The 23,221-nt window shown below is 62.8% G+C and carries 17 protein-coding genes; 10 read left to right on the top strand and 7 right to left on the bottom strand.

All coding sequences use genetic code 11. From position 1 onward, the window contains the following. Window positions 1-236: 236 nt before the first annotated feature. Entirely contained in the window at window positions 237-560 is a 324-nt protein-coding gene (locus BUA38_RS02730; RefSeq protein ID WP_072816597.1) for a DMT family transporter, read from the top strand. Between the two features lie 15 nt (window positions 561-575). On the opposite strand, the gene BUA38_RS02735 is transcribed toward BUA38_RS02730, so the two are convergent. Next, a complete protein-coding gene (locus tag BUA38_RS02735; RefSeq protein WP_083587409.1) occupies window positions 576-1,571 on the bottom strand; it encodes a lysylphosphatidylglycerol synthase transmembrane domain-containing protein in 996 nt (331 codons plus the stop codon). A gap of 217 nt (window positions 1,572-1,788) precedes the next feature. On the opposite strand from BUA38_RS02735, the gene BUA38_RS02740 reads away from it, so the two are divergent. The 8 genes from BUA38_RS02740 to upp all read left to right on the top strand — a co-directional run bounded on the left by BUA38_RS02740 (window position 1,789) and on the right by upp (window position 14,935). Then, on the top strand, window positions 1,789-2,010 hold the full coding sequence (locus BUA38_RS02740; RefSeq protein ID WP_072816598.1) for a hypothetical protein: 222 nt from the start codon (window positions 1,789-1,791) through the stop codon (window positions 2,008-2,010). Between the two features lie 341 nt (window positions 2,011-2,351). Then, complete coding sequence (locus BUA38_RS02745; RefSeq protein ID WP_072816599.1) at window positions 2,352-3,641, top strand: efflux RND transporter periplasmic adaptor subunit; 1,290 nt, start codon at window positions 2,352-2,354, stop codon at window positions 3,639-3,641. Next, on the top strand, window positions 3,638-6,739 hold the full coding sequence (locus BUA38_RS02750) for an MdtB/MuxB family multidrug efflux RND transporter permease subunit (protein WP_072816600.1): 3,102 nt from the start codon (window positions 3,638-3,640) through the stop codon (window positions 6,737-6,739). The genes BUA38_RS02745 and BUA38_RS02750 overlap by 4 nt, the downstream gene beginning before the upstream one ends. 9 nt (window positions 6,740-6,748) lie before the next feature. Then, on the top strand, window positions 6,749-10,030 hold the full coding sequence (locus BUA38_RS02755) for an efflux RND transporter permease subunit (RefSeq protein WP_072816601.1): 3,282 nt from the start codon (window positions 6,749-6,751) through the stop codon (window positions 10,028-10,030). A gap of 15 nt (window positions 10,031-10,045) precedes the next feature. Continuing rightward, complete coding sequence (locus tag BUA38_RS02760) at window positions 10,046-11,548, top strand: efflux transporter outer membrane subunit (protein WP_072816602.1); 1,503 nt, start codon at window positions 10,046-10,048, stop codon at window positions 11,546-11,548. A 230-nt stretch (window positions 11,549-11,778) separates the two neighbouring features. Beyond that, on the top strand, window positions 11,779-13,035 hold the full coding sequence (locus tag BUA38_RS02765; RefSeq protein WP_072816603.1) for a GTP cyclohydrolase II: 1,257 nt from the start codon (window positions 11,779-11,781) through the stop codon (window positions 13,033-13,035). Next, entirely contained in the window at window positions 13,022-14,293 is a 1,272-nt protein-coding gene (locus tag BUA38_RS02770; RefSeq protein ID WP_276328157.1) for a URC4/urg3 family protein, read from the top strand. The genes BUA38_RS02765 and BUA38_RS02770 overlap by 14 nt, the downstream gene beginning before the upstream one ends. 12 nt (window positions 14,294-14,305) lie before the next feature. Beyond that, window positions 14,306-14,935 carry a uracil phosphoribosyltransferase gene (gene upp, locus BUA38_RS02775; RefSeq protein ID WP_072816604.1) on the top strand — a complete coding sequence of 210 codons (630 nt, stop codon included), beginning with the start codon at window positions 14,306-14,308 and terminating at the stop codon, window positions 14,933-14,935. Window positions 14,936-14,962: 27 nt separating this feature from the next. Here upp and BUA38_RS02780 read toward each other — a convergent pair whose 3' ends face one another. Next, the gene (locus tag BUA38_RS02780; RefSeq protein ID WP_072816605.1) at window positions 14,963-15,406 is read right to left on the bottom strand and encodes an acylphosphatase; all 444 of its coding nucleotides are present in this window, start codon (window positions 15,404-15,406) and stop codon (window positions 14,963-14,965) included. A gap of 30 nt (window positions 15,407-15,436) precedes the next feature. Continuing rightward, window positions 15,437-16,249: an aspartate dehydrogenase gene (locus BUA38_RS02785; RefSeq protein WP_072816606.1), complete on the bottom strand. Its 813-nt coding sequence runs from the start codon at window positions 16,247-16,249 to the stop codon at window positions 15,437-15,439. 368 nt (window positions 16,250-16,617) lie between these two features. On the opposite strand from BUA38_RS02785, the gene BUA38_RS02790 reads away from it, so the two are divergent. Next, complete coding sequence (locus BUA38_RS02790) at window positions 16,618-17,634, top strand: formamidase (RefSeq protein WP_072816607.1); 1,017 nt, start codon at window positions 16,618-16,620, stop codon at window positions 17,632-17,634. 15 nt (window positions 17,635-17,649) lie between these two features. Here the strand turns inward: BUA38_RS02790 and BUA38_RS02795 are convergent, their stop codons facing one another. From BUA38_RS02795 to BUA38_RS02810, 4 genes are all read right to left on the bottom strand, one after another. Beyond that, the gene (locus BUA38_RS02795; RefSeq protein ID WP_072816608.1) at window positions 17,650-18,576 is read right to left on the bottom strand and encodes an amidohydrolase family protein; all 927 of its coding nucleotides are present in this window, start codon (window positions 18,574-18,576) and stop codon (window positions 17,650-17,652) included. Window positions 18,577-18,689: 113 nt separating this feature from the next. After that, window positions 18,690-19,922 carry an amidohydrolase family protein gene (locus BUA38_RS02800; RefSeq protein WP_072816609.1) on the bottom strand — a complete coding sequence of 411 codons (1,233 nt, stop codon included), beginning with the start codon at window positions 19,920-19,922 and terminating at the stop codon, window positions 18,690-18,692. Window positions 19,923-19,930: 8 nt separating this feature from the next. Next, window positions 19,931-22,354, bottom strand: a complete 2,424-nt coding sequence (locus tag BUA38_RS02805; RefSeq protein WP_072816610.1) for a branched-chain amino acid ABC transporter ATP-binding protein/permease — start codon at window positions 22,352-22,354, stop codon at window positions 19,931-19,933. Beyond that, window positions 22,351-23,220 carry a branched-chain amino acid ABC transporter permease gene (locus BUA38_RS02810; RefSeq protein WP_072816611.1) on the bottom strand — a complete coding sequence of 290 codons (870 nt, stop codon included), beginning with the start codon at window positions 23,218-23,220 and terminating at the stop codon, window positions 22,351-22,353. Before BUA38_RS02810 ends, BUA38_RS02805 begins: the two co-directional genes overlap by 4 nt. Between the last annotated feature and the right edge of the window lies 1 nt (window position 23,221).

Below are 23,221 nucleotides of genomic sequence, written 5' to 3' on the forward strand. Positions count from 1 at the left end.
GCGCTCGCTTCAGTTTTGCGACAACGGCTTCGAATGCAGTGGCGAGAAGGATGTTTGAACCCCTAATTGGTTTTCGCTGTCACATGCATGTCGCGCGAACATCGCAAGGAGGATCACGACCAACCGCGACGAGGACGAATCATGTCGGCTCCAGCCCAGGGTCCCGGCATCACTTCGGGGATCGAAACGCCGCCTCGCGGCGCACCATCTGGCGTTGCCGTTTTGTCGAGGTCGCTGTGACCGGCTGGCTTGCGGTATTCGCGGCGGGTCTGTTCGAGATCGCCTGGGCTTTCGGACTGAAATATTCCGACGGCCTCACCCGGTTCTGGCCGACGGTCGCCACCGCAGTGGCCATTCTGGCAAGCTTCGCGCTGATGTCGTTCGCGCTTCGCTCGCTGCCCTTCGGCACGGCCTATGCGATCTGGACCGGTATCGGCGCGGCCGGCAGCATCATCGTCGGAATGGTGATCTTCAGCGAGCCGACCGATCCGGTGCGGATCATCTGTCTGACGCTGATCGTCGCAGGAATGGTCGGACTGAAGCTCGGTTCGCCGGTGTGAGCCGGCCGCTAGTCCCTAGTGGTCCTCTGTCCGCTTATTTTCTCTGCACCGCAAACTGCGCCATCCCTCGACGGCACCAAACACGCACAACGCAAATATAAAGGGCAGGAAGTGATACATCAGGCGGAACATCAACAGCGCCGCCACCAGCGGCTCCTTGTCGTCCTTGCCGAGCCCGATCAGGAACGTCGCATCGAAAACGCCAATGCCCGCCGGGGTGTGGCTCGCAAAGCCCAGTAGCGTCGCGGCGATGAAAACGGCCATGATCGGGAAGATCCCGATATTCGGGCCCACCGGAATCAACACGTACATCGCCAGCGCCGCAGCGCCGAGATCGAAGATGCCGATCACGATCTGCAGCAGCACCAATGGCCCCGAAGGAAGCCGAACAGGCCAGCGCTTGGTGCCAATGTTGCGCGGAAACCAGCACCAGCTCAGGAAACCGACGACTCCCAGCAGCAGCGCCATGGCGATCCACTGATTGACCTTCGGCGGCAAGAAATCGACGAGGCTGATGGCGTCAGGCGCGAAGAACAAACCGATCCCGAGAGCGGTCAGGTTGCCGAGCCAGAACGTCATCCCGGTCAGAAAGCAGATATTGGCGACTTCGAAGGCGCTGAGGCCATGGTACGAATAGACCCGGTAGCGGATCACCGGCGAGATCAGCGAAACGGCGCCGATGCCGTGCGCGATCGGGTAGCTGGTAAAGCTGGCCAATGCCGCGGTCCGATAGGAAATGCCGGTGCGGCCGATGGTCCGCAACGCCAGCAGATCGTAAAAGGTCAGGCTGGCGTAGGAAGTGATCACCAGCCCCGCGGCGATCGCGATGAGCGAAATATCCGTGTGTCTGATGACCTCGAATACTTCTTTGGTGTCGATGCTCTTCAGCGTGTGGGTCAGCGCAAAAATCGCAACCGCTGCGATAGCAATGCTGACGACAATGCCGAGGCCCTTCAGCCTGCTACCCTTGCCAGGTGATTTCGTCGGCGCAGCTACGTTCAGTGTTTTCATCCGAGCAGGCGGGCAACCCATATCGCCACGCGATTCGCGATGGCTAACATGGTCCATTGACACGCAGATGTGACAATCGCGTTACCAAAATTTTCCGGCGCAGAGCGATTCAAGAAAAGTTGCGTGCGCAAACCAATTGCCGACGCATTGTGGTCGCATCGGATTCACGCACCGGTCGTAGAGAGCAGCACGCGGTAGCTACTCGAATCGAGGCAGCATGAGCGACGAGAACGATTTCGATCTCAGACCCGACCAATGGGAAGCGTTGAAAGCCCTTCGCATGCCCATCGCGGGGTTGCCCACCCCCACCCGGCTGGCGCTCGGCGATCTGGTCACGCTTGGCCTCGTCAGCATCGACGGCCGGGTACCTGCCATCACGGAAAAGGGACGCAAAGCCCTGGTCAGAGGTTCGTTCAGCCTCCTGGATGCCGCCGCCTGAAACTGCACCGCCTTGCCCGCGCCAGGATGGCGTCGATTGCCCACGCCTGCCCGCCCGGCTGGCCGGGGCGCGCGGCCTTGTCGCGGCCCCCGGATCAGATAAAAATATACAGTTTGGGCGATATCGCCCGCCTTGGTCTTTGAACCATGCGAACGGTTCGAACGACATTTTGACTGTTGCCTCGCGGTCGGATCCGAACCAAAAGTGCAATTCTTTCCGATTGTTAATGCGACAACTATAAGCGAGAACGGTCAAATAAGGTTGCCAGCGGACCCTGGAGGCGGTTCCTGCGACTAATTGCGGAAGACCCCGCGCACCACCTCTCATCTGATGGCAGGTCCATGAACCAACCGATCAAGAATCTTCAGGAAGCACCTTCGCTTGGTTCGACGCAGACCGCCAAACCGCGGTCGGCGCGGCGCTTTGTCCTGACATCCATCGTCATCCTGCTGGTGGTCGCCGGCATCGTCTGGTGGACCAAGCAGGCCACGCCGCCGCCAGACGGCGGCCGCGGCCGCAATTCCGCGCCGATGTCGATTGTTCCTGAAGCCGTCGGCAAGGGCGACATCGGAATCAACATCAACGCGCTGGGCACCGTGACTTCGCTTGCGACCGTGACTGTCCGCACGCAGATCAGCGGCTACCTGCAAAAAATTGACTTCACGGAAGGCATCGAAGTCAAGAAAGGCGACCTGATCGCGGAAATCGATCCGCGGCCCTACGAAGCCACACTCGCGCAGGCCAGAGGCCAACTGGCGCGCGACGAAGCCGCGCTCAAGGGCGCGCAGGTGGATCTTGCGCGATATCAGGGGCTCGCCGCGCAGAACGCCGTGCCGCGCCAGACACTCGATACGCAAGTTGCGCTGGTCGCCCAGAACCAGGGCACGGTCGAGGCCGACAAGGCCTCGGTGAAATCCGCCGAGGTTAACCTCGCTTATTGCCGCATCATCTCGCCGCTCGATGGCCGCGTCGGCCTGCGTCAGGTCGACCAGGGCAACTACGTCACGCCCGGCGACACCAATGGCCTCGTCGTCATCACGCAGTTGCAGCCGATCAGCGTCCTGTTCACCGTGCCGGAAGACAATCTGCAGGCGATCGCCAAGCGCCTTCAGGCCGGCGCGGTATTGCCCGCCACCGCGCTCGATCGCACCGGCGCCAGCAAGATCGCCGACGGATCGCTGCAAACCTTCGACAGCCAGATCGACCCGACGACCGGAACGATCAAGCTGCGCGCGCAATTCCCCAATGACGATCGGCTGCTTTACCCGAACCAGTTCGTCAACATCCGCCTGTTGCTCGACACCCATAAGGACGTGACGACGATGTCGACCGCGGGCATCCAGCGCGGCGCGCCGGGCACCTTCGTCTATCTCGTCAATGCCGACAGCACGGTATCGGTTCGGCCGGTCAAGCTTGGCGTCACCGACGGCGACCGCGTCGAGATCCTGTCCGGTCTTGCGCAAGGCGACCGCATCGTGATCGACGGCGCCGACAAGCTTCGCGACGGCGCCAAGATCATCATTCGGTCGGAGAACGTTCCGGTTCAAGCCAATCCGGGGCAGCCGGCGGCCGACCCGAGCAAATCCGGCGGTGGCAAAAAACGGCGCTCCGACGGCGGACAACAGCAATGAGCCCTTCGCAACCGTTCATCCTACGACCGGTCGCAACCACGCTTCTGATGATCGCCATCATGCTTTCGGGCTTGCTGGCGTTCCGCTTCCTGCCGGTCGCAGCCCTTCCTGAAGTCGACTATCCGACCATTCAGGTCCAGACCTTCTATCCGGGCGCGAGCCCGGACGTGATGACCTCTTCCGTCACCGCGCCGCTGGAAGTCCAGTTCGGGCAGATGCCGAACCTCAACCAGATGAGTTCGATCAGTTCGGCCGGCGCCTCCGTCATCACCCTGCAATTCGGCCTGACGATTTCGCTCGACGTCGCCGAACAGGAGGTTCAGGCCGCCATCAACGCTGCCGGCAACCTGCTTCCGGCCGACCTTCCGGCGCCGCCGATCTACGCCAAGGTCAATCCGGCCGATGCGCCGATCCTCACGCTCGGCCTGACCTCGAAGACGATGAAGCTGACCGACGTCGAGGACTTCGTCGACACGCGGCTGGCGCAAAAAATCTCGCAACTTCCCGGCGTCGGCCTCGTCAGTCTCTCGGGTGGACAACGGCCGGCGGTGCGCATCCAGGCCGACATCCGCAAGCTTGCCGCCTATGGCCTCAACATCGACGACCTGCGCACCACGCTCGGCAACGCCAACGTCAATACGCCGAAAGGCAATTTCGACGGCGCCATGCGCGCCTACACCATCAACGCCAACGACCAGATCAGGAACGCGAGCGACTACAAATCGCTGATCGTCGCCTACAAGAACGGCTCGCCGGTACGCCTCAGTGACGTCGGCGACGTCGTCGACGGCGCGCAGAACGACAAGCTCGGCGCCTGGATGAATGAAACGCCTGCCATAATCATGAACATCCAGCGCCAGCCCGGCGCCAACGTCATCGCCGTGGTCGAAGGCATCAAGTCGCTGTTGCCGCAATTGCAGGCTTCGTTGCCGGCGGCCATCGACGTCAACATCCTGACCGACCGCACGGTCACCATCCGCGCTTCCGTGGAGGACGTCGAGTTCGAGTTGACGCTCGCCATCATTCTCGTGGTGCTCGTGATCTTCGTGTTCCTGCGCAACGCGCGGGCGACGCTGATCCCGAGCCTGTCGGTGCCGCTGTCGCTGGTCGGCACGCTCGGCGCCATGTACCTGTTTGGGTTCAGCCTCAACAACCTGTCCCTGATGGCGCTGACGATCGCGACGGGCTTCGTGGTCGACGACGCCATCGTCGTGATCGAAAACATCTCCCGCTATCTCGAAGAGGGCGACAGCCCGTTGCAGGCGGCCCTCAAAGGCTCCGAGCAGATCGGCTTCACCATCATTTCGTTGACCGTCTCGCTGATCGCGGTGCTGATCCCGCTGTTGTTCATGGCGGACGTGGTCGGCCGCCTGTTCCGCGAATTCGCTATCACGCTCTCGGTCACCATCCTGATCTCGGCGGTGGTTTCGCTGACGCTGGTGCCGATGGCTTGCGCCAAGCTGCTGAAGCCGGAAGCGCACAACCAGGAAAACGTCTTCCAGCGCCGCAGCCGCGAGGCGTTCGACTGGATCGTGGAGATGTATGGCCACGCCCTGACATGGGTGCTCGACCATCAGCCTTTTACCCTGATGGTCGCGCTCGCGACCTTCGTGTTGACAGGATTTCTCTACGTCGTGATCCCGAAGGGCTTCTTCCCGCTTCAGGACACCGGTGTCATCCAGGCGATCTCCGAAGCACCGCAGTCTGTGTCGTATGCGGCGATGGCCGAACGGCAGCAGCAGCTCGCCTCGATCATCCTCAAGGATCCCGACGTCGTCAGCCTTTCCTCGTTCATCGGCGTGGATGGGACCAACAACACGCTCAACAACGGGCGCATCCTGATCAACCTCAAGCCGTATAACGAGCGCAAATCCGACGTCTCGACCGTGATGCGGCGGATTCAGAACGCGACCACCTCGCTTGCCGGCATTACTCTATATATGCAGCCGGTGCAGGACCTGACGATCGAAGGCACGGTCAGCAAGACGCAGTATCAATTCATCTTGCAGGATGCCGACCCGGCGCAGCTTTCCGAATGGACGCCAAAACTGATCGACAAGCTGCGCGAACTTCCGCAGCTCGGCGACGTCGCCAGCGACATCTCCGACCAGGGACTTTCGGTCTTTGTCGAAATCGACCGCGACCAGGCCGCGCGCTTCGGCATCACGCCGGCGACCGTCGACAACGCACTCTACGATTCCTACGGTCAGCGGATCGTCTCCACGATCTTCACAAACTCGAACCAGTACCGCGTCATCCTCGAGGCCGATCCGCGTCTGCAAACGTCGCTGCAATCGCTTTCGGACATCTATCTCCCCTCTTCGGTCGGCAGCACGCCGGTGCCGCTGGCGACACTGGCCAAATTCCGCCAGGAAACCGCGCCGTTGCAGGTATCGCATCTCGGGCAATTCCCGTCGGCCACGGTGTCGTTCAACCTTGCGCCGGGCGCGGCTCTCGGCGATGCCGTCACTGCGATCAAGCAGGCGCAGGCCGACATCAACCTGCCGCCCAGCGTCATCACCAGCTTCCAGGGCGCAGCACTCGCATTTCAGTCCTCGCTCTCCAATCAGCTCTTCCTGATTTTGGCGGCGATCATCACCGTCTACATCGTGCTGGGCGTGCTCTATGAGAGCTTCATTCATCCGCTGACGATTCTCTCGACGCTGCCATCGGCCGGCATCGGCGCGCTGCTGGCGCTGATGATGGCTGGCGACGACCTGACGATCGTCGCCATTATCGGCATCATCCTCCTGATCGGCATCGTGAAGAAGAATGCGATCATGATGATCGACTTCGCGCTCGATGCCGAACGTCACGAAGGCAAGTCGCCCCGGGAGGCGATCTATCAGGCGTGCCTGTTGCGCTTCCGCCCGATCCTGATGACGACGATGGCCGCCGTGCTCGGCGCCCTGCCGCTGATGCTCGGCACCGGCGCGGGCTCCGAACTGCGTCATCCGCTCGGCATCTCGATCGTCGGCGGCCTGTTGCTCAGCCAGTTGCTGACGCTGTTCACGACGCCGGTGATCTATCTCTGGTTCGATCGTTTGGCGATCCGCTTCTCGGGCCGCTCGGGCGAGTCCGCCCAGCCGGCGGAATGAGGGGCGCCGATGGGTCCCTCAACACCATTCATTCGACGGCCCATCGGAACGACGCTGCTTACCTTTGGTCTCGCGGCGGCCGGCATCGTCGCGTTCTTCAAGCTGCCGGTCTCGCCGCTGCCGCAGGTCGACTTCCCCACCATTTCCGTCCGCGCGACACTGCCCGGCGGCAGCCCGCAGGACGTGGCGACGACGGTCGCAAGTCCGCTTGAACGTCATCTGGGGCAGATCGCCGACGTCACCGAAATGACCTCGTCGAGCACCGTGGGCGGCGTTCGCATTACCCTGCAATTTGGCCTCAACCGCGATATCAACGGCGCCGCGCGCGACGTGCAGGCCGCGATCAACGCTGCTCGGGCCGACCTGCCGACCAGCCTGCGAAGCAATCCGACCTATCGCAAGGTCAATCCCGCCGACGCGCCGATCCTGATCCTGGCGCTGACGTCGGACACCATGACCCGCGGCGACCTCTATGATGCGGCTTCGACCGTGCTGGCGCAGAAGCTGTCGCAGGTCGACGGCATCGGCGAAGTGGTCGTCGGCGGCAGTTCGCTGCCGGCGGTGCGCGCCGAACTCATCCCGCAGGCGCTCTACAAATACGGCGTCGGCCTCGAGGACGTGCGGGCGGCGCTTTCCAGCGCCAACGCGCACAGCCCGAAAGGCGGTATCGACGTCGGCGACCAGCGCTATCAGGTCTATGCCAATGACCAGGCCAACAAGTCCGGCGACTACAAATCCCTGATCGTCGCCTATCGCAACGGCGCGCCGGTCCGCCTGACCGATGTCGGCGAGGTCACCGATTCGGTCGAAGATCTGCGCAATGCGGGACTGGCCAACGGCAAGCCGGCGGTCCTGATCATTCTCTTCCGGCAGCCCGGCGCCAACATCATTTCTACCGTCGATCTGGTCAAGGGGCTCATGCCCCAGCTCAGGGCATCGGTTTCGCCGGCCATCGACATCAACCTCGCCGTCGACCGCTCGATCACGATCCGCGCCTCGCTGCGCGATGTCGAGCGCACCCTCATCATTGCCGTGCTGCTCGTGATCCTCGTGGTCTTCGCTTTCCTGCGCAACTTGCGTGCAACGCTGGTGCCCGTCGTGGCGGTATCGGTGTCGCTGATCGCGACCTTCGCGGCCATGTATCTGTTCGGCTACAGCCTCGACAATCTCTCGCTCATGGCGCTGACGGTTGCGACGGGTTTCGTGGTCGACGATGCCATCGTGGTCCTCGAAAACATCACCCGCTACGTCGAAGACGGCATGTCTCCGCTGGAAGCCGCGCTGAAGGGCGCCGCCGAAGTCGGATTTACCGTGCTGTCGATGAGCATCTCGCTGATCGCGGTATTCATCCCGATCCTTCTGATGGGCGGCATCATCGGCCGACTGTTCCGCGAATTCGCGATGGTGATCTCGATCTCGATTCTGATCTCGCTGGTAATTTCACTGACGACCACGCCGATGATGTGCGCGGTGCTGCTCCGTCACGAAACCGGCGAACACGGGCGGCTCTATCGCATGAGCGAGCGGTTTTTCGACGCCATGCTCGGCGTCTATCGCCGGACACTGGCGGTGGCCCTTCGCCATCCCGCCTTGATGATATTGACGCTAGTCGTCGTGCTCGGCCTCAACGGCTATCTCTACTACGTCATTCCGAAGGGATTTTTCCCGCAGCAGGACACTGGCCGGTTGACCGGCTCGATCCAGGCCGATCAGAGCATCTCGTTCCAGTTGATGCAGAAGAAGCTCACGCAATTCATCAACATCATCAAAAGCGACGCCGCCGTCGAAACCGTCGTTGGATTTACCGGAGGCAGCCAGACCAATTCCGGCTCCGTTTTCGTCTCGCTGAAGCCGTTCGGCGAACGCAACATTTCCGCGGACGGCGTGATTACGCGGCTGCGGCGCGAAATGGCGGTGATACCGGGCGCAACCCTCTTTCTGCAGGCGGTGCAGGATATTCGCGTCGGCGGCCGCGCGAGCAACGCGCAATATCAGTTCACCTTGCAGGGCCCGACCTTCGAGGAACTCAACGAATGGACGCCGAAGATCGCGGCTGCCCTCCAGAGCGACCCCAACCTGACCGACGTCAACAGCGACCAGCAGAACAAGGGGCTTGAATCCGATCTCGTGATCGACCGCGACAAGGCCGCGCAGTACGGTGTCACCGTGAGCCAGGTCGACAATACGCTCTACGATGCCTTCGGGCAGCGACAGGTGTCGACGATCTACGTGGCGCGTAACCAGTATCACGTGATCATGGAGGTCGCACCGCAATACTGGCAGAACCCGGAGACGCTGAAAGACGTCTGGGTCTCGACGTCGGGCGCCTCGGTGGGCGGTTCACAATCAACCAACGCGGTTGCCGGAACCATCTCGGTCGGCAAAGCAACCTCGGCCACCTCGGCCAATGCTCAGGCCGCGCGAAATCTGGCGAACAATTCAATTGGCGCCACGGGTAAGGGCGTGTCCTCCACCGGCTCGGCGGTCTCCACCGGCCAGGAGACCATGATTCCATTGTCGGCGGTCGCGAGCTTCACGCAAGGCGCGACGCCGCTCGCCGTGAACCACCAGGGCCTCTTGGTCGCCAACACGATTTCCTTCAACCTGCCACCGGGCGGCTCGCTCAGTTCGGCCGTGACCTCGATCGAAGCCTCGATGAACCGGATCGGCGTGCCCGCCACCATTCGCGGCACCTTCCAGGGAACCGCCAAGGCCTTCCAGGATTCGTTGAAGAATCAGCCGTTCCTCGTCCTTGCGGCGCTGGTCACGATCTACATCGTGCTCGGCGTGCTCTACGAGAGCTACGTTCACCCGCTGACGATCCTGTCGACCCTGCCTTCCGCGGGCGTGGGCGCCTTGCTCGCCTTGATGGCGTTCGGGACCGAATTCAGCATCATGGCCCTGATCGGTGTCATTCTGCTGATCGGAATTGTGAAGAAGAATGCGATCATGATGATCGATTTTGCACTCGAGGCCGAGCGTAACCGCGGCCTCAGCTCGGTGGACGCGATTTACGAGGCATGCCTGCTTCGCTTCCGGCCCATCATGATGACGACGATGGCGGCCCTGCTCGGCGCGGTGCCACTCGCGCTTGGTCTTGGCGAGGGCAGCGAGCTGCGGCGGCCGCTTGGCATCGCAATTGTCGGGGGACTGATCCTCAGCCAGGTGCTGACGCTCTATTCAACGCCGGTAATCTACCTTTATATGGATCGATTCCGGCTTTGGAGCCAACGGTTGCGGGGTGGCGCGGCGCCGCTTGCCCCGGATACCAGGCTGCAACCGGGCGAGTAGAAGTTGGCATTTTCGATGAGCGGTAAAGCATCACGACGGACATCACGCCGACTTGGCAAAGTTCCCTTTGCCATTTCCGCTTTGCTGCTCGGACCGGCGCTGTCGGGCTGCATCCTCGGAACCGAGCATCCCGATCTCAATCTGGATGTGCCGGCAACCTACCGCGAAGGCGGCCACACTGCGGCTGACGCCCATGTCCCCGCGATCGATTGGTGGCGCGGCTTCAAATCGAGCGAACTGACTTCGCTGATGGACAACGCGCAGATCTACAATCTCGACATCGCCGTCGCCATTGCCCAGATCGCCCAGGCCGACGCGCAGGTCGGCATCAACGGTGCGCCACTGCTTCCGTCCGTCAGCGGGACCGGCAATGCCGAGCGAAGCCGTAGCGCGTCCAACGGTAGTAACCTGCCCCTCGGCACGACCTCGTCGGGCGCATCGTTCTCGCAATTCAGCCTCGGGCTGACAGCGAGCTACATCGTCGACTTCTGGGGCAAGAACCGCGCAACGCTTCACGCCGCCGAGGAGAGCGCGACCGCCTCGCGCTATAACCGCGAAGTCGTCACGCTGACCGCGATCGTTACCGTTGCCAACACCTATTTCCAGATTCTCGCAGCCCAGGACGAATTGCGCGTCGCACGGCGTAACCTCGCCGCCGCCGAACGCATCCTGACGCTGATCAAGCAGCAATTCGCCGGCGGCACCGCCTCGCAACTCGACGTGTCGCAGCAGGAAACGCAAGTCGCGACCGAACGCGCGGCGATCCCGCCTCTCGAGATCACGCTGCGGCAGAATATGGCCGCGCTCGCCGTGCTGGTCGGCCGCGCGCCGGCGAATTTCGCGGTGAAGGGCGGAACGATGACGCAGGTCGCCGTTCCGCGGGTGACGCCGGGCCTGCCGTCGGAACTGCTCAACCAGAGGCCGGACATTCGCCAGGCCGAGGCGCAACTGGCGTCATCCAACTTCAGCGTCGAGTCGGCGCGCGCCGCGTTCTTCCCGCAGATCCAGTTGACCGCGCAAACCGGCGTGCAGAGCGCGGCGCTTGCCTCGCTGTTCGGACCGGGCGCCTGGTTCTACACGCTCTCGGCCGGACTGACGCAGCCGCTGTTCGACGGCTTCCTGCTGGAGAGCCAGTTGAAGCAGGCCAAGGGCGTGCAGTTGCAAAACCTGCAAGCCTATCGAAAGGCCGTGCTCTCGGCCTTCTCCGACGTCGAGAAGGCGCTGGTGGCGCTTCAGCAATCGACATTGCAGGAGCGGCTCGAGGTTGAAGCCGTGGCCTCTGCGCGAAAGGCGTTCGAGGTCTCGGAAACCCAGCTGCGCGCCGGCACGGTCAATCTGATCACCGTGCTGCAAACCCAGCAAACGCTGCTCACCAACGAGAACGCTTTGGCGCAAGTGCGGCTGAACAAGCTGCTTGCGGCCTCAAGCCTGTTCCAGGCGCTCGGCGGCGGCTGGACGCCGACCGGGCAGCTAGCGTCGGTCCAGCCTCAGGAGGCCGCGGCGCCGGCGGCGCAGTGAGGCTCTCGCACCCCGCCGGCCGAAATCAAAATCTTCAAGGAAATACCGGCACTTAATCGCCTTGTATTCGGCGACGGGTTCGCTATATTTCATGGTTCGGTTACGATCGTACTGTAATTTTCGTGGTTGGTGATGAGGCCCGTCTGTTCAGGCGGGCCGTCGCCATTTGAGGCCACCGCTCAAGACGACAACGCCTTGGAGCGGAAGCCTAGATCTGAAGGATAACCGCGATGACTCGCTCCAACCGGGTTGACCATATCCGGCTCACCTCGCATCCGACACCGGGCGGCAAACTCAACTTCCCGATCCAGTGGGGCGCGGCCAGCGCGCGCGAGCGCGGCCCGGTCATCGGCACGGTGTCCCGCCCGCAGGACCGCAACGTCATCGGCTCCCATGGCGGCTCTTATTCGGTCTACCGCGCGCTCGCGGTCTCCTCAGGCGCGCTCGACCCGATCCGGCGCCCCGATCTCACCAACACGCATCCGGCAGCTACCATCGGTCCCTTCCCGCAATGGAGCGATCCGGAGCGCATCGTCTCGCTCGATCCCTGGGGTCACCTGGTGGCCGAAAACTTCGCCACCGAAATCGCGGAAGGCATCGACATCCGCCCCAGCATCGCCATCACGCGCGCCCGGCTCGACCTGCCGGAACTGAAGGCGGCGATCGACGCCGGACGGCTGAAGCACGACGACGAAGTCGTTCACAAGAACGGCAGTGTTTCCGTGGTCAAGATCGCCCTCGATCCGGTCTGGTACCTGCCGGGTATCGCAAAGCGTTTTGCCACCACCGAAAACAACCTGCGCCGGCAGTTGTTCGAGCAGACCGCCGGCATGTTCCCTGAACTCGTCACGCGGCCGGACTTGCAGGTCTTCCTGCCGCCGATCGGCGGCATGACGGCCTACCTGTTCGGCGACGTCACCAAACTGCCGGACCATCGCACCAAGATCACCTGCCGGGTGCACGACGAATGCAACGGCTCCGACGTGTTCGGCTCCGACATCTGCACCTGCCGCCCCTATCTGATTCACGGAATCGAGGAGTGCGCGCGCGCTGGACAGGAAGGCGGTCTCGGCATCATCGTCTACAACCGCAAGGAAGGCCGCGCCCTCGGCGAGGTCACGAAATTCCTGGTCTATAACGCACGCAAGCGCCAGGAAGGCGGCGACGCCGCCGCGCAATATTTCGAGCGGACCGAATGCGTCGCCGGTGTGCAGGACGCGCGCTTCCAGCAATTGATGCCGGATGTGATTCACTGGCTCGGCCTCAAACGCATCGACCGTTTCGTCTCCATGAGCGACATGAAGCACGATGCGTTGACCAGCCAGGGAATCGAGATTGTCGAGCGCGTTCCGATACCTGAGGAACTCGTCCCGCCCGATGCGCATGTGGAGATGGCGGCGAAAAAGGCTGCCGGCTATTACACCGCCGAGCCGCCACCGCCGGATGATCTTGCCAACTCAGTCGGCCGCCCGCTTGAAAAATACTGAATCGGACGTGGCTGTGCCGGCGGCAAAATCGGAAGCGTCAGCGGCGTTGTCTCTCCTGAGCGCCTCCGCCGTGCGCGAGCGCGCCCATCGCATGCTGGCCCTGGCGCTCGACGACAAGCTGCCGAATTTCCGCATCCACCCCGACAAGATGGACAGCGTCGTCGATCTCGTTCTGCAAACGACGCGTGAGGCCTATCCGTCGCTCGACGTCCCCTTTCACTCGCGCTGGCGACACTTCGTCGTCAACGGCGACAACCGCTGGACGGCGATCGCAAATCGAGTGCGGTGGCCTGATCCCGCATCGAGGGCGCGTGCGGAGTTCGACCTTGCGATGGTCAGCGTCTTTCTGGATGCCGGCGCCGGGCCCACCTGGCGCTATCGCGATCCGAAGAGCGGCGCGGCCATCGGCCGTTCGGAAGGGTTGGCGTTGGCCAGCCTTGCGATGTTCGAAGGCGGCACATTCTCTGCGAACGCCAGCGAGCCGCTTCGCGCCGACGGCGAGGCACTTGCGAGCCTCTCCGTAAACGATGTCGCGCGCGGCTTGCAAGTTTCCGACGGCAATCCACTTGTCGGGCTCGAAGGCCGCGTCGAGCTCTTGCGCAGTCTCGGCAAACTCGTCGTCTCAAGAGCTGACATCTTCGGTCGGCACGACGCGCCGCGTCCCGGCGGACTGTTCGATCAACTGGCATCGCGCACCGAAAACGGCCGCCTGCCTGCCCCCGTCATCCTGTCCGAACTGTTGCAACAGCTCGGACCGATCTGGCCGTCGCGGCTGTCACTTGGTGGGATAGCGCTCGGCGACTGCTGGCGACATCCCTCGCTCACGACCGACGACGCAACGAACGGCGTCGTGCCGTTGCACAAGCTCTCGCAGTGGCTCGCCTACTCGCTGATCGAGCCGTTACAAACGGCCGGGATCGAGGTCGTCGATATCGACGGCCTGACGGGCCTTGCGGAATACCGCAATGGCGGACTGTTCATCGATTCCGGCGTGCTTGCGTTCCGCGACGAAAAGGACGCGCAACGCGAGCATGAGGTCTCCTCGGCCCTGGTAGTGGAATGGCGCGCACTGACGGTGGCGCTGCTCGACCGCCTCGCCGACGGCGTGCGAAAGCGGCTCGGGCTTGACGCCAAGTCATTGCCGCTCGCGAAGGTCCTCGAAGGCGGATCCTGGGCCACGGGCCGGCGGCTGGCGCGCGAACGCCGTGCCGACGCCTCGCCGCCGGTGAAGGTCATCAGCGACGGCACGGTATTTTAGAGGGGCCGCAGCATGGAAGGCGTCACCATCGTTAGCCATCCGCTGGTACAGCACAAGCTGACGCTGCTCCGCGAAAAGGAAGCCTCGACCAAGTTGTTTCGCGAGTTGCTCAAGGAAATCGGGATGCTCCTCTGCTACGAGGTCACCCACGATCTGCCGACAGGCGATGTCGAAATCGAAACGCCGCTTTCGCCGATGAAGTCGCCGCAGCTAGCCGGTAAGAAGCTGGTATTTGCGCCGGTGCTGCGCGCCGGAATGACGTTTGCGGAAGGCATGCTCGATCTGGTGCCGAGCGCGCGGGTCGCTCATATCGGGCTTTATCGCGAGCCGGAGACATTTGTCGCCGTCGAATATTATTTCAAGGCGCCAAACGACCTGCATGAACGCCATGTCATCGTGGTCTCGCCGGTGCTCGCCACCGCGAACACCACGGTTGCGGCGGTCGATCGCTTGAAGGAGCAAGGCGCCACCGACATTCGCCTGGTGTGCCTGGTTGCAGCGCCGGAAGGCGTCGAGCGGATGCGCGGCATCCACCCGGACGTGCCGATCTGGCTTGCGGCGATCGACGAAGGGCTCGACGAGAACGGCTTCATCCTGCCGGGGCTGGGCGACGCCGGTGACCGCGCCTACGGCACCAAGTAGGCTGGATCCCGCTTGTCTTGCCGAAAATCAATGGTCGTCGTCTAACTTCTGCAAATCTTCTCCGTGCAGAGTCGTCCGCAAAATCTGATGCCAAACGTCTTTGGCCTCGGATCTGGATATCTCTTTATCATCGGCTCTCACCGAAAAGATGAGAGTATATGGAGTGGTTATGTTTCGGCTTGTTGATGTCCAGTCAATGACCGTAAACGTGCTCAAATCGCTGTCTACGGCGGCTTGAGTTGCACTGACTTCTATATTCGACGATTTCTTCGTTCCCGCGCGAATAGCCGCAAGCGCCGAATCCAGCCGATCCGAGTCGCCTTGCAGCGTGAAATGAACGGTTCCGTCTGCTCCGTTCTTTGCGGATCCGGCAAGATTGTACTCTATCGCCTGCTTCATAATCATGGCCCGGAAACCGACATGCTGATCGTTGCCGGTGACGGTGGCCAAAATAGCTTTTTTCTGCTGCATCGCGCGCTCCGCTTCGCCCACTTTCCCGCCTCAGGTTCCGACGCGCAGCGCGGCGCGTTGCTTGCGAAGCAACGCAATCACCGACAACGCCGTGATGCGTCCCGTCTTCGGATTTTCCGACGGAATGTTCTCGATCGACATCGAAAACCGCGCCGAGTCCGAATCGACCTCGACCCGGTGCACGTTGCGCGTCAGCGCGGGATCGGCCCAGATTTCAAGCCGCGTGCGGTCGGGGCCGATGCCGGCGAGCGACAGCGCCACCGCGACGTTCAGGTTGGCCGGAAATCCCTTGGCGGCTTCCCGCGCGGTGCCGTCGAAAATCTTCAATGGCTCCTTGATCGATTCAATCTCGATGTTGTTCTCGACGAGGAACGGCGCACCGGCCAGTCCATTGACCGGTTTGCGCGTCACCATCCGCACCGAATGAATTTCACCGACGGCAGCCGCCGTCACGGCATCTAACCCGATCAGCGCGCCGGTCGGCACCACGATCTGCCCGCCGTTTTTCCTGGCGAGTTCGACCAGGTCCTCGTTTTCGAGAAGTGCGCCGGCGCTCAGCACGATTGCGGTCTTTCCCTTTTCGACGAACGGCGCCACGATCGAACGCAGCAATTTTGCCGGCGCGCATTCGATGGCGATATCGGCGGCGTCCGACAGTTTCTCGATCGGAAGCACCGCAGGCTTCTTCTTCAGGCTGCCAAGCCAGTTATGATGCTTTTCGGGATTTTGCGCCGACACCGCCGCCAGCGTCAGGCCGTCGATGCCCTGATCGAGCGCTTCGGCGACTTTCTTCCCGATTGGTCCCAATCCCGCGATGGCAACCCGGAGAGATGTATTTGCCATTGGTTTGGCTTCTCTTTCTTTTCTGAATGGCGCCATCGAGGCGCGTTCCCTTGCCAAGTCTGTTGCCTAGTACCGCCGATCTGAAGTCCCTGCACCACAAGCGGCGAACTCGATCAGGGACTTCAGATCGATAAAGCGGTACTAGAATCAATAAGTCTTCTAGTGCCCATGACTTTCCGAAGTTCGTGAAAGTGGGTGCTACGATGGAGCACGAACTTCGGAAAGTGGGCACTAGCGATGGAATCCATAGCCCGGCAGCCCTTTGCCCTCAAGTCGACCGCCAAACCGCCTGAAATATGATCTTTTGCTATTGGCCAAAATCGGCTTTTCTTCCCCACAAACGATGATGCGGCCTCCAGGAGGAACACATGAACGGGCTCGGCGGACTGAACAAATCGCCCAACGGCGTCGTGATCGGGCTGGTGCAACTTCAACTGCCCGTGGTTGTGACCAAGGCCGACCTCGCCAAGCAGACCGAACGCATCGTCTACATGGTCGGCAAGGCCCGCCGCAATCTCGGCACCATGGACCTCGTGGTATTCCCGGAATACTCGCTGCATGGCCTGTCGATGGACACCAATCCCGCGATCATGTGCCGGCTCGACGGTCCGGAAGTCGCAGCCTTCAAGAAGGCCTGCATCGACAACAAGATCTGGGGCTGCTTCTCGATCATGGAGTACAACCCCGACGGCAATCCCTACAATTCCGGCCTGATCATCGACGACCACGGCGAGATCAAACTCTACTACCGCAAATTCCATCCCTGGATTCCGGTCGAGCCGTGGGAGCCCGGCAATGTCGGCATTCCCGTGATCGAGGGACCGAAGGGCGCCAAGATCGCGTTGATCATCTGCCACGACGGCATGTTCCCGGAGATGGCGCGGGAATGCGCCTATAAAGGCGCGGAGATCATGATCCGCACCGCGGGCTATACCGCCCCGATCCGGGAGAGCTGGCGCTTCACCAACCAGGCGAACTCGTTCCAGAACCTGATGGTCACGGCGAACGTCTGCATGTGCGGCTCGGACGGTTCGTTCGATTCGATGGGCGAAGGCATGATCGTCAATTTCGACGGCTCCGTTCTCGCCCATGGAACCACCGGGCGTGTCGACGAGATCATCACCGCCGAGGTGCGCCCCGATCTGGTGCGCGAAGCCCGCATCAACTGGGGCGTCGAGAACAACATCTATCAACTCTGGCACCGCGGCTATGTCGCGGTGAAACGCGGCGCGATGGATTGTCCCTACACGTTCATGCAGGACATGGTCGCAGGCACTTACCGGCTTCCCTGGGAAGATCAGGTCAAGATCACCGACGGCACGTCCTGCGGCTTCGCCGCGCCGACCCGGATGTTCGGCGCCAAGAATAGCAAGGCGGCGGAGTGACAACCGCCGCCGCGATCAGGCCCATTTCAGACGCGCGAGGATCGCGCGTCCCATAACCCAGTCCTTGTCACTTTCCGACAGGAAGCCAAGTTCTTCGGTAAAATGGGTGACGCGTTGGCGGTAGCTGGCCTTCGCGAACGAGTTTGTGATGTCGGTACCCCAATAGCAGCGCTCAGGACCATAGGCGTCGAACAAGCGCTGCAGGTACACCGTCATGTCGCGGAATGGGTAGGGTTCAAGCGAGTTGCCGGGCGCACCCGACAATTTGACGCTGACGTTTGGAAATTTGGCGAGCGCAACGGCCTGATCGATCGCCGCCGGGATCTCGGTGATCCTGTTGGTACGGCTCGAAGAGTTCATGCCCATGTGGTCGATGATGAGCGTGAGCTGTGGGTAGCGCTCGGCGATACGGGCAAATATCGATAGCTGTCCCGGAACAAGAAACATGACGGGGATTCCCGCCTTCTCGGCTGCGGGCCAGAACCAGTCGGCCGTCCCGTCCGTCAGCCAACCCACGTTGACATCGCTGAGCAAGCTGACACGGATGCCGAGCATTCCAGGCTGTTCCTTCCATTTCGGCAGCAGCGCGGCGGATTGCGGATTCTGCAATGCGATCCGGCCCATCACGGCGAAGCGATTGGGATAACGTCTTGCCGCCTCGAGACCGTAGTCGTTGCGCTCACCGATCCAGGACGGCGGCACGATGACGACCCGATCCACGCCAGCCTCATCCATCAGCGGCACGAGCTTCTCGATCGTGAACGGCTCGGGCATTTGCGGCTTCGAGCCGGGGACCCATTTCCAATCCTCCGATTCCGCCTTCCACAGATGCACCTGGGCATCGACAATGGCGCGCTTGGCGGTCTGCGCAGTCGCCTTATGCGATGCCAGCGCCAAACCAGCGGCGAACGGCGAGGCAATGATTTGCCGGCGAGACAACATAAATCTGCCCTTCAGAAATAATGACCTGCCAAGCCTCGCAAACGGAACCGTCTTCGCGGAGACCAAAAAGAGTGTCAGGTAACCGCCGGCGACTCAATCAAAACCAACACACGCTAATGCGCGTGACGATGAATCTGCACGCGTGGCCGGGTGAATGACTTGCGGCCGCGTTTGAAACCCCATAACGGCTGCGCCAGCGTTGCCACCGCGTTCGTCGGATTGGCGGCATCGAGGCAAACGAGATCGGCCGGTGCGCCGGCCTTGATGCCGTAGTCGCCAAGCCGCATCAACCGCGCCGAGGATTCCGTAATCATGTCGAGGCAGCCCGCGAGATCCGCCGGGCGCGAGACATGGCAGACATTGGCGTAGAGATTAGCCATCCGGATCAACGAGCCATCGCCATACGGCGTGAACGGATTGAGCACGTTGTTGGTCGAGATCGAACAGGTCACACCGGCCTTACGCAGCGGCTCGGCCGGAACGACGCCGCGCGGCACGGCGTGGTCGTGGGAACGGCCCATCAGGTGCAGGTCGGTCGCGGGCAGGATCGTCACCGCCACGCCGGCATTGGCCAATCGCGCCGCGATTTCATTGAAACGCTCCGGCGGCAGCAGCGACATCTGCGTGACATGGCCGACTGCGACCCTGCCGCCGCGATCGAATTCCTCGGTTTTTCGGCAGACATATTCGACCTGCATGTTCTGCGTGGTCTCGGCGAGATCGAGGTGCATGTCGATCTCTGCATCGAACTCCCGCGCGATTTCGAAGATACGATCGATCTGCTTGCGCGGATCGGTGTCGAAATAAGGCACCGCACCGATCGCGCGCGCGCCGCGGCGCAAGCCCTCGATCAGCAGTTCTTCCGTGCCGGGATAATTCGTCATGCCTTCCTGCGGAAACACGCAGATCTCGACGTCGATCGCCCAGGCGTAGTCGCGCGCAAGCTGTTCGACCGCATCGAGGCCGATCAACCCGATGCCGGGGTCCAGTTCGACATGGGTCCGCATCCGCATCGTACCGTGCGAAATGCAACGTTCCAGCGTCTTCTTACCGCGTTCGTAGGTGTCTTCGACGGTAAAGCCGCGCTTGGCGGCTGCGGTTTCACGAACGGCTTCAGCGACCGTGCCCTCCTCGATCCGGCAACGATCGAGGATACAGGTCTTGTCGAGATGGATGTGCGTTTCGATCAGGCCGGGAACGACAAGACAGCCTTCAGCTTTCAGCTCAGGACCATCGGCGGTCAACGCCGGCGCAACGGCCGCGATCGTCTTGCCCTGAACGGCAATATCTGTCTTGACGAGTTCGCCGTCGCGCAGGATGCGCGCGTCCCGGACAATCAGATCCATTCATCACCTCAAGAAGCAGAGCCAAGGTAGGCGTCGTCGAGCATGGCGCCGCGCAGCTCCGACGGGCTTCCCTGTGCGACGACGCGGCCGCCGCCGAGCACGTAGCCGCGGTCGGCGATGGCGAGCGCATAATCGGCCATCTGGTCGACGATCAGCAAGGTCATGCCCTCGTCCCGCAACCGCGTGAACTGTTCGAACAGTTCGGCGACGACGGCAGGCGCAAGGCCGAGCGATGGCTCATCGAGCAGCAACACTTCCGGCTTCGCCAACAGCCCGCGCCCGACCGCGAGCATCTGCTGCTCGCCGCCCGAGAGCAGACCGGCCGCCGTGTGCAGGCGCGGGCGCAGCCGCGGGAAACGCTCCAGCATGGCTTCGATTTCGGCGGGCGAGAAATCATTGCGGCGCGTAGCGCCAAGGCGAAGGTTCTCGGCAACCGTCAATTGCGGGAACACCTGCCGCCCTTCCGGCACCAGGATCAGGCCGGAACGCGCCACCTGCGGCGCCGAGAGCGACGCCAGGTCCTTGCCGTCGAGCTTGATGCTGCCGCTCACAGGACGAATCAGGCCGCTCAACGCTTTCATCAGCGTCGATTTGCCGGCGCCGTTCGGCCCGAACAGCGCGATCACCTCGCCGCGTCCGACCTTGAGGCTGACATTGTCGAGCACAGCCAACGCGCCGTAGCCCGCGTTCAGCCCCTCGACTTCGAGCAGAGGCGCACCAACGGCGCGCGCGGCGGCCGATCCCGTCGACATCGATGTCCCGAGATAGGCTGCCTTGACGGCGGGGTCGTTGCGGACGACTGCGGGCGTTCCGGCCGCGATGCGGCGTCCGGCATCGAGCACCACGATCTCATCGGAGATCGACATCACCAGCGACATGTCGTGTTCCACCAACACGACGGCGAGGCCGGCGCGGGCCAGCCGCTGCAACAGACCGCCAAGCCTGGCGGTATCGGCCTCGTTGAGGCCGGCCGCGGGTTCGTCGAGCAGCAGTACCGCGGGCGAGGTCGCCAGCGCACGCGCAATCTCGACCAGACGCCGGTCGACATGCGGCAGCGTGGCGGCGAGCCTTGTCTCGGATCCGGCATAGCCGACGAGCGCCAGCAGCGCGCGCGCCAGATCCTCTGACGCTTGGCCGCGCCAGGCGCCGCGCAACAGGCCGAGCCGAACGTTGTCGAGCACGCTCAAATTCGCGAACGGCTGTGCGGTCTGGAAGGTCCGGGCGAGGCCGGCGCGCGCAACGTCGGGGGCGGCAAAGCCCGTGATCTCCTGCTTGCCGACCCGCACGGTTCCTGCATCGGGCCGCTGAAAGCCGCTCATCAGATTGAGCAGCGTGGTCTTGCCGGCGCCGTTCGGGCCGATCACGCTGGTGACGCGACCAGGTGAGGCCATCATGTCGACGCCTGCGACCGCGACCACGCCGCCGAACGCCACCCGTACGCCTTCCGCGGTGAGACTGCCACGTGCGCCGGTGATGTGCGCGAGCGCGCGATCGATGTCGGGCTTGGCCGGGCTAAGAGATTTTCTGGGCCGCACGAGATGGGCCAGCGCGCCGGCAATGCCGCCCGGCGCGGCCAACAACACGATCAGGAGGCCTGCACCGAACACCAGCAGGCGATATTCGGCAAGGCTTGCGAGCGCCTCCGGCAGGAACACGACCACTGCCGATCCGATCAACGGCCCGAGGGTTCGCCCGGCGCCGCCAACGACCACCACCAGCAGAAACAGGATCGATTGCGAGAACGGGAATGAACTCGGCGCGATGAACCCGGTCAGCGCGGCCTGCAAACCGCCGGCGACGCCCGCCGCAGCCGCGGCCAGCACGAAAGCCGCGGTGCGAACGGCGACCGGCCTGATCCCGACGCCGCGTGCGGCAGCCGGAGCCGACGCCAAAGCCTGCATCGCCAGCCCGATCGGACTGCGCGCAAGATAATAAAACAGCACAAGCCCGGCGACGCAGAAGGCGCACGCCATTAGCGCGGTGCCTCCGGTCGCAAATGGCGAGGGAATCCCGACCAGCCCGCTGGAGCCGCCGGTCAGGTCGCGCCATTCGATCGAGACGGACTCGACGATGAAGCCGAACGCGATCGTCACCATCGCAAGGTAAGGCCCGGTGACGCGAAGGGCCGGAATAGACAGTGCAGCCGAGATCGCCGCCACCAGAAGCACGGCGAGCGGCAGCGCTTCCCAGAAATTCAGTCCGGCCTTGGTGGTGAGAATACCAACGCCATAGGCGCCAAGCGCCAGAAAGCCGCCCTGCCCGAGCGATACTTCGCCGGTGAGACCCAGCAGCACGTTCAGGCCGATGCCCGCAAGCGCCGTGGTCGCAAGCGTCCCGAGCAGATAGGCGTAGTAGCCGGGCGCCAGCAGACACACTGCAGCGGCTGCGGTGCAGGCGAGCGCCGCGGCAATGACGGCAGCAAGCGTCCTCATACCCGCACCTTGGCCCGACCGCCGAACAGGCCGGACGGCGCCAGCACAAGTGCGGCAATCACTGCCGAAAACGTCACGATCTGGGTGCTGCCGGAGCCGAGCCAGGTCGTGGCGCAGGCTTCGACCAGGCCGTAGCCGAGGCCGGCGATTACGACGCCCCAAGGATTGGTCAGGCCGCCGAGAATGGCCACCGCAAAAGCCTTGATGCCGAACAACGTTCCCATGTCGTAGGCGACATTATAGAGCGGCGCGATCAGGATGCCGCCGATCCCGGCGAGCAGCGCCGCCGCCGCGTAAGTCAACGAGATAAGCATGGTGACATCGATGCTCATCAGCCGCGCCGCGTCCGGGTTCTCGACCGCAGCGCGCAGCTTCAGGCCCAGACTAGTCCGGTGCATGCCGAGATGAACCACGAGCGCGAGCCCGAGCCCGACCAGCGGAACCAGCACCTGAAGCGGGAAGATGCCGACGGTGCCGATGACCCAGGGATCGTCGGCCAGGGATGATGGCAGCGCACGCGGCTCCTTGCCGAACAACACCATCACGACGTTGTCGAGCACGATGCCGAGCGCAACGGTCGCCATCAGCCAGGCATTGCTGCCGCGCGCGACGAAGGGCCGGACCGCGATACGCTCGACGATCAGGCCCCAGATCGCGCACACCACCAGCGCAGCCGGAATTGCGGCCAACATCGGCCAGTGCAATCCCATGGCCAGCGCGTGACAGACCACCGCCCCCAGCATCACGGATGACCCTTGCGCGAAGTTCACCGTCCCGGACACGGCAAAAGTCAGCGTGAAGCCGAGCGCGATCAGGCCGTAAATGCTCCCGAGGCTGAGCCCCGAGACGAGTGCGGTTGCCAGCATC

It is taken from the genome of Bradyrhizobium erythrophlei, from assembly GCF_900142985.1.
Classification (GTDB): Bacteria; Pseudomonadota; Alphaproteobacteria; order Rhizobiales; family Xanthobacteraceae; genus Bradyrhizobium; species Bradyrhizobium erythrophlei_B.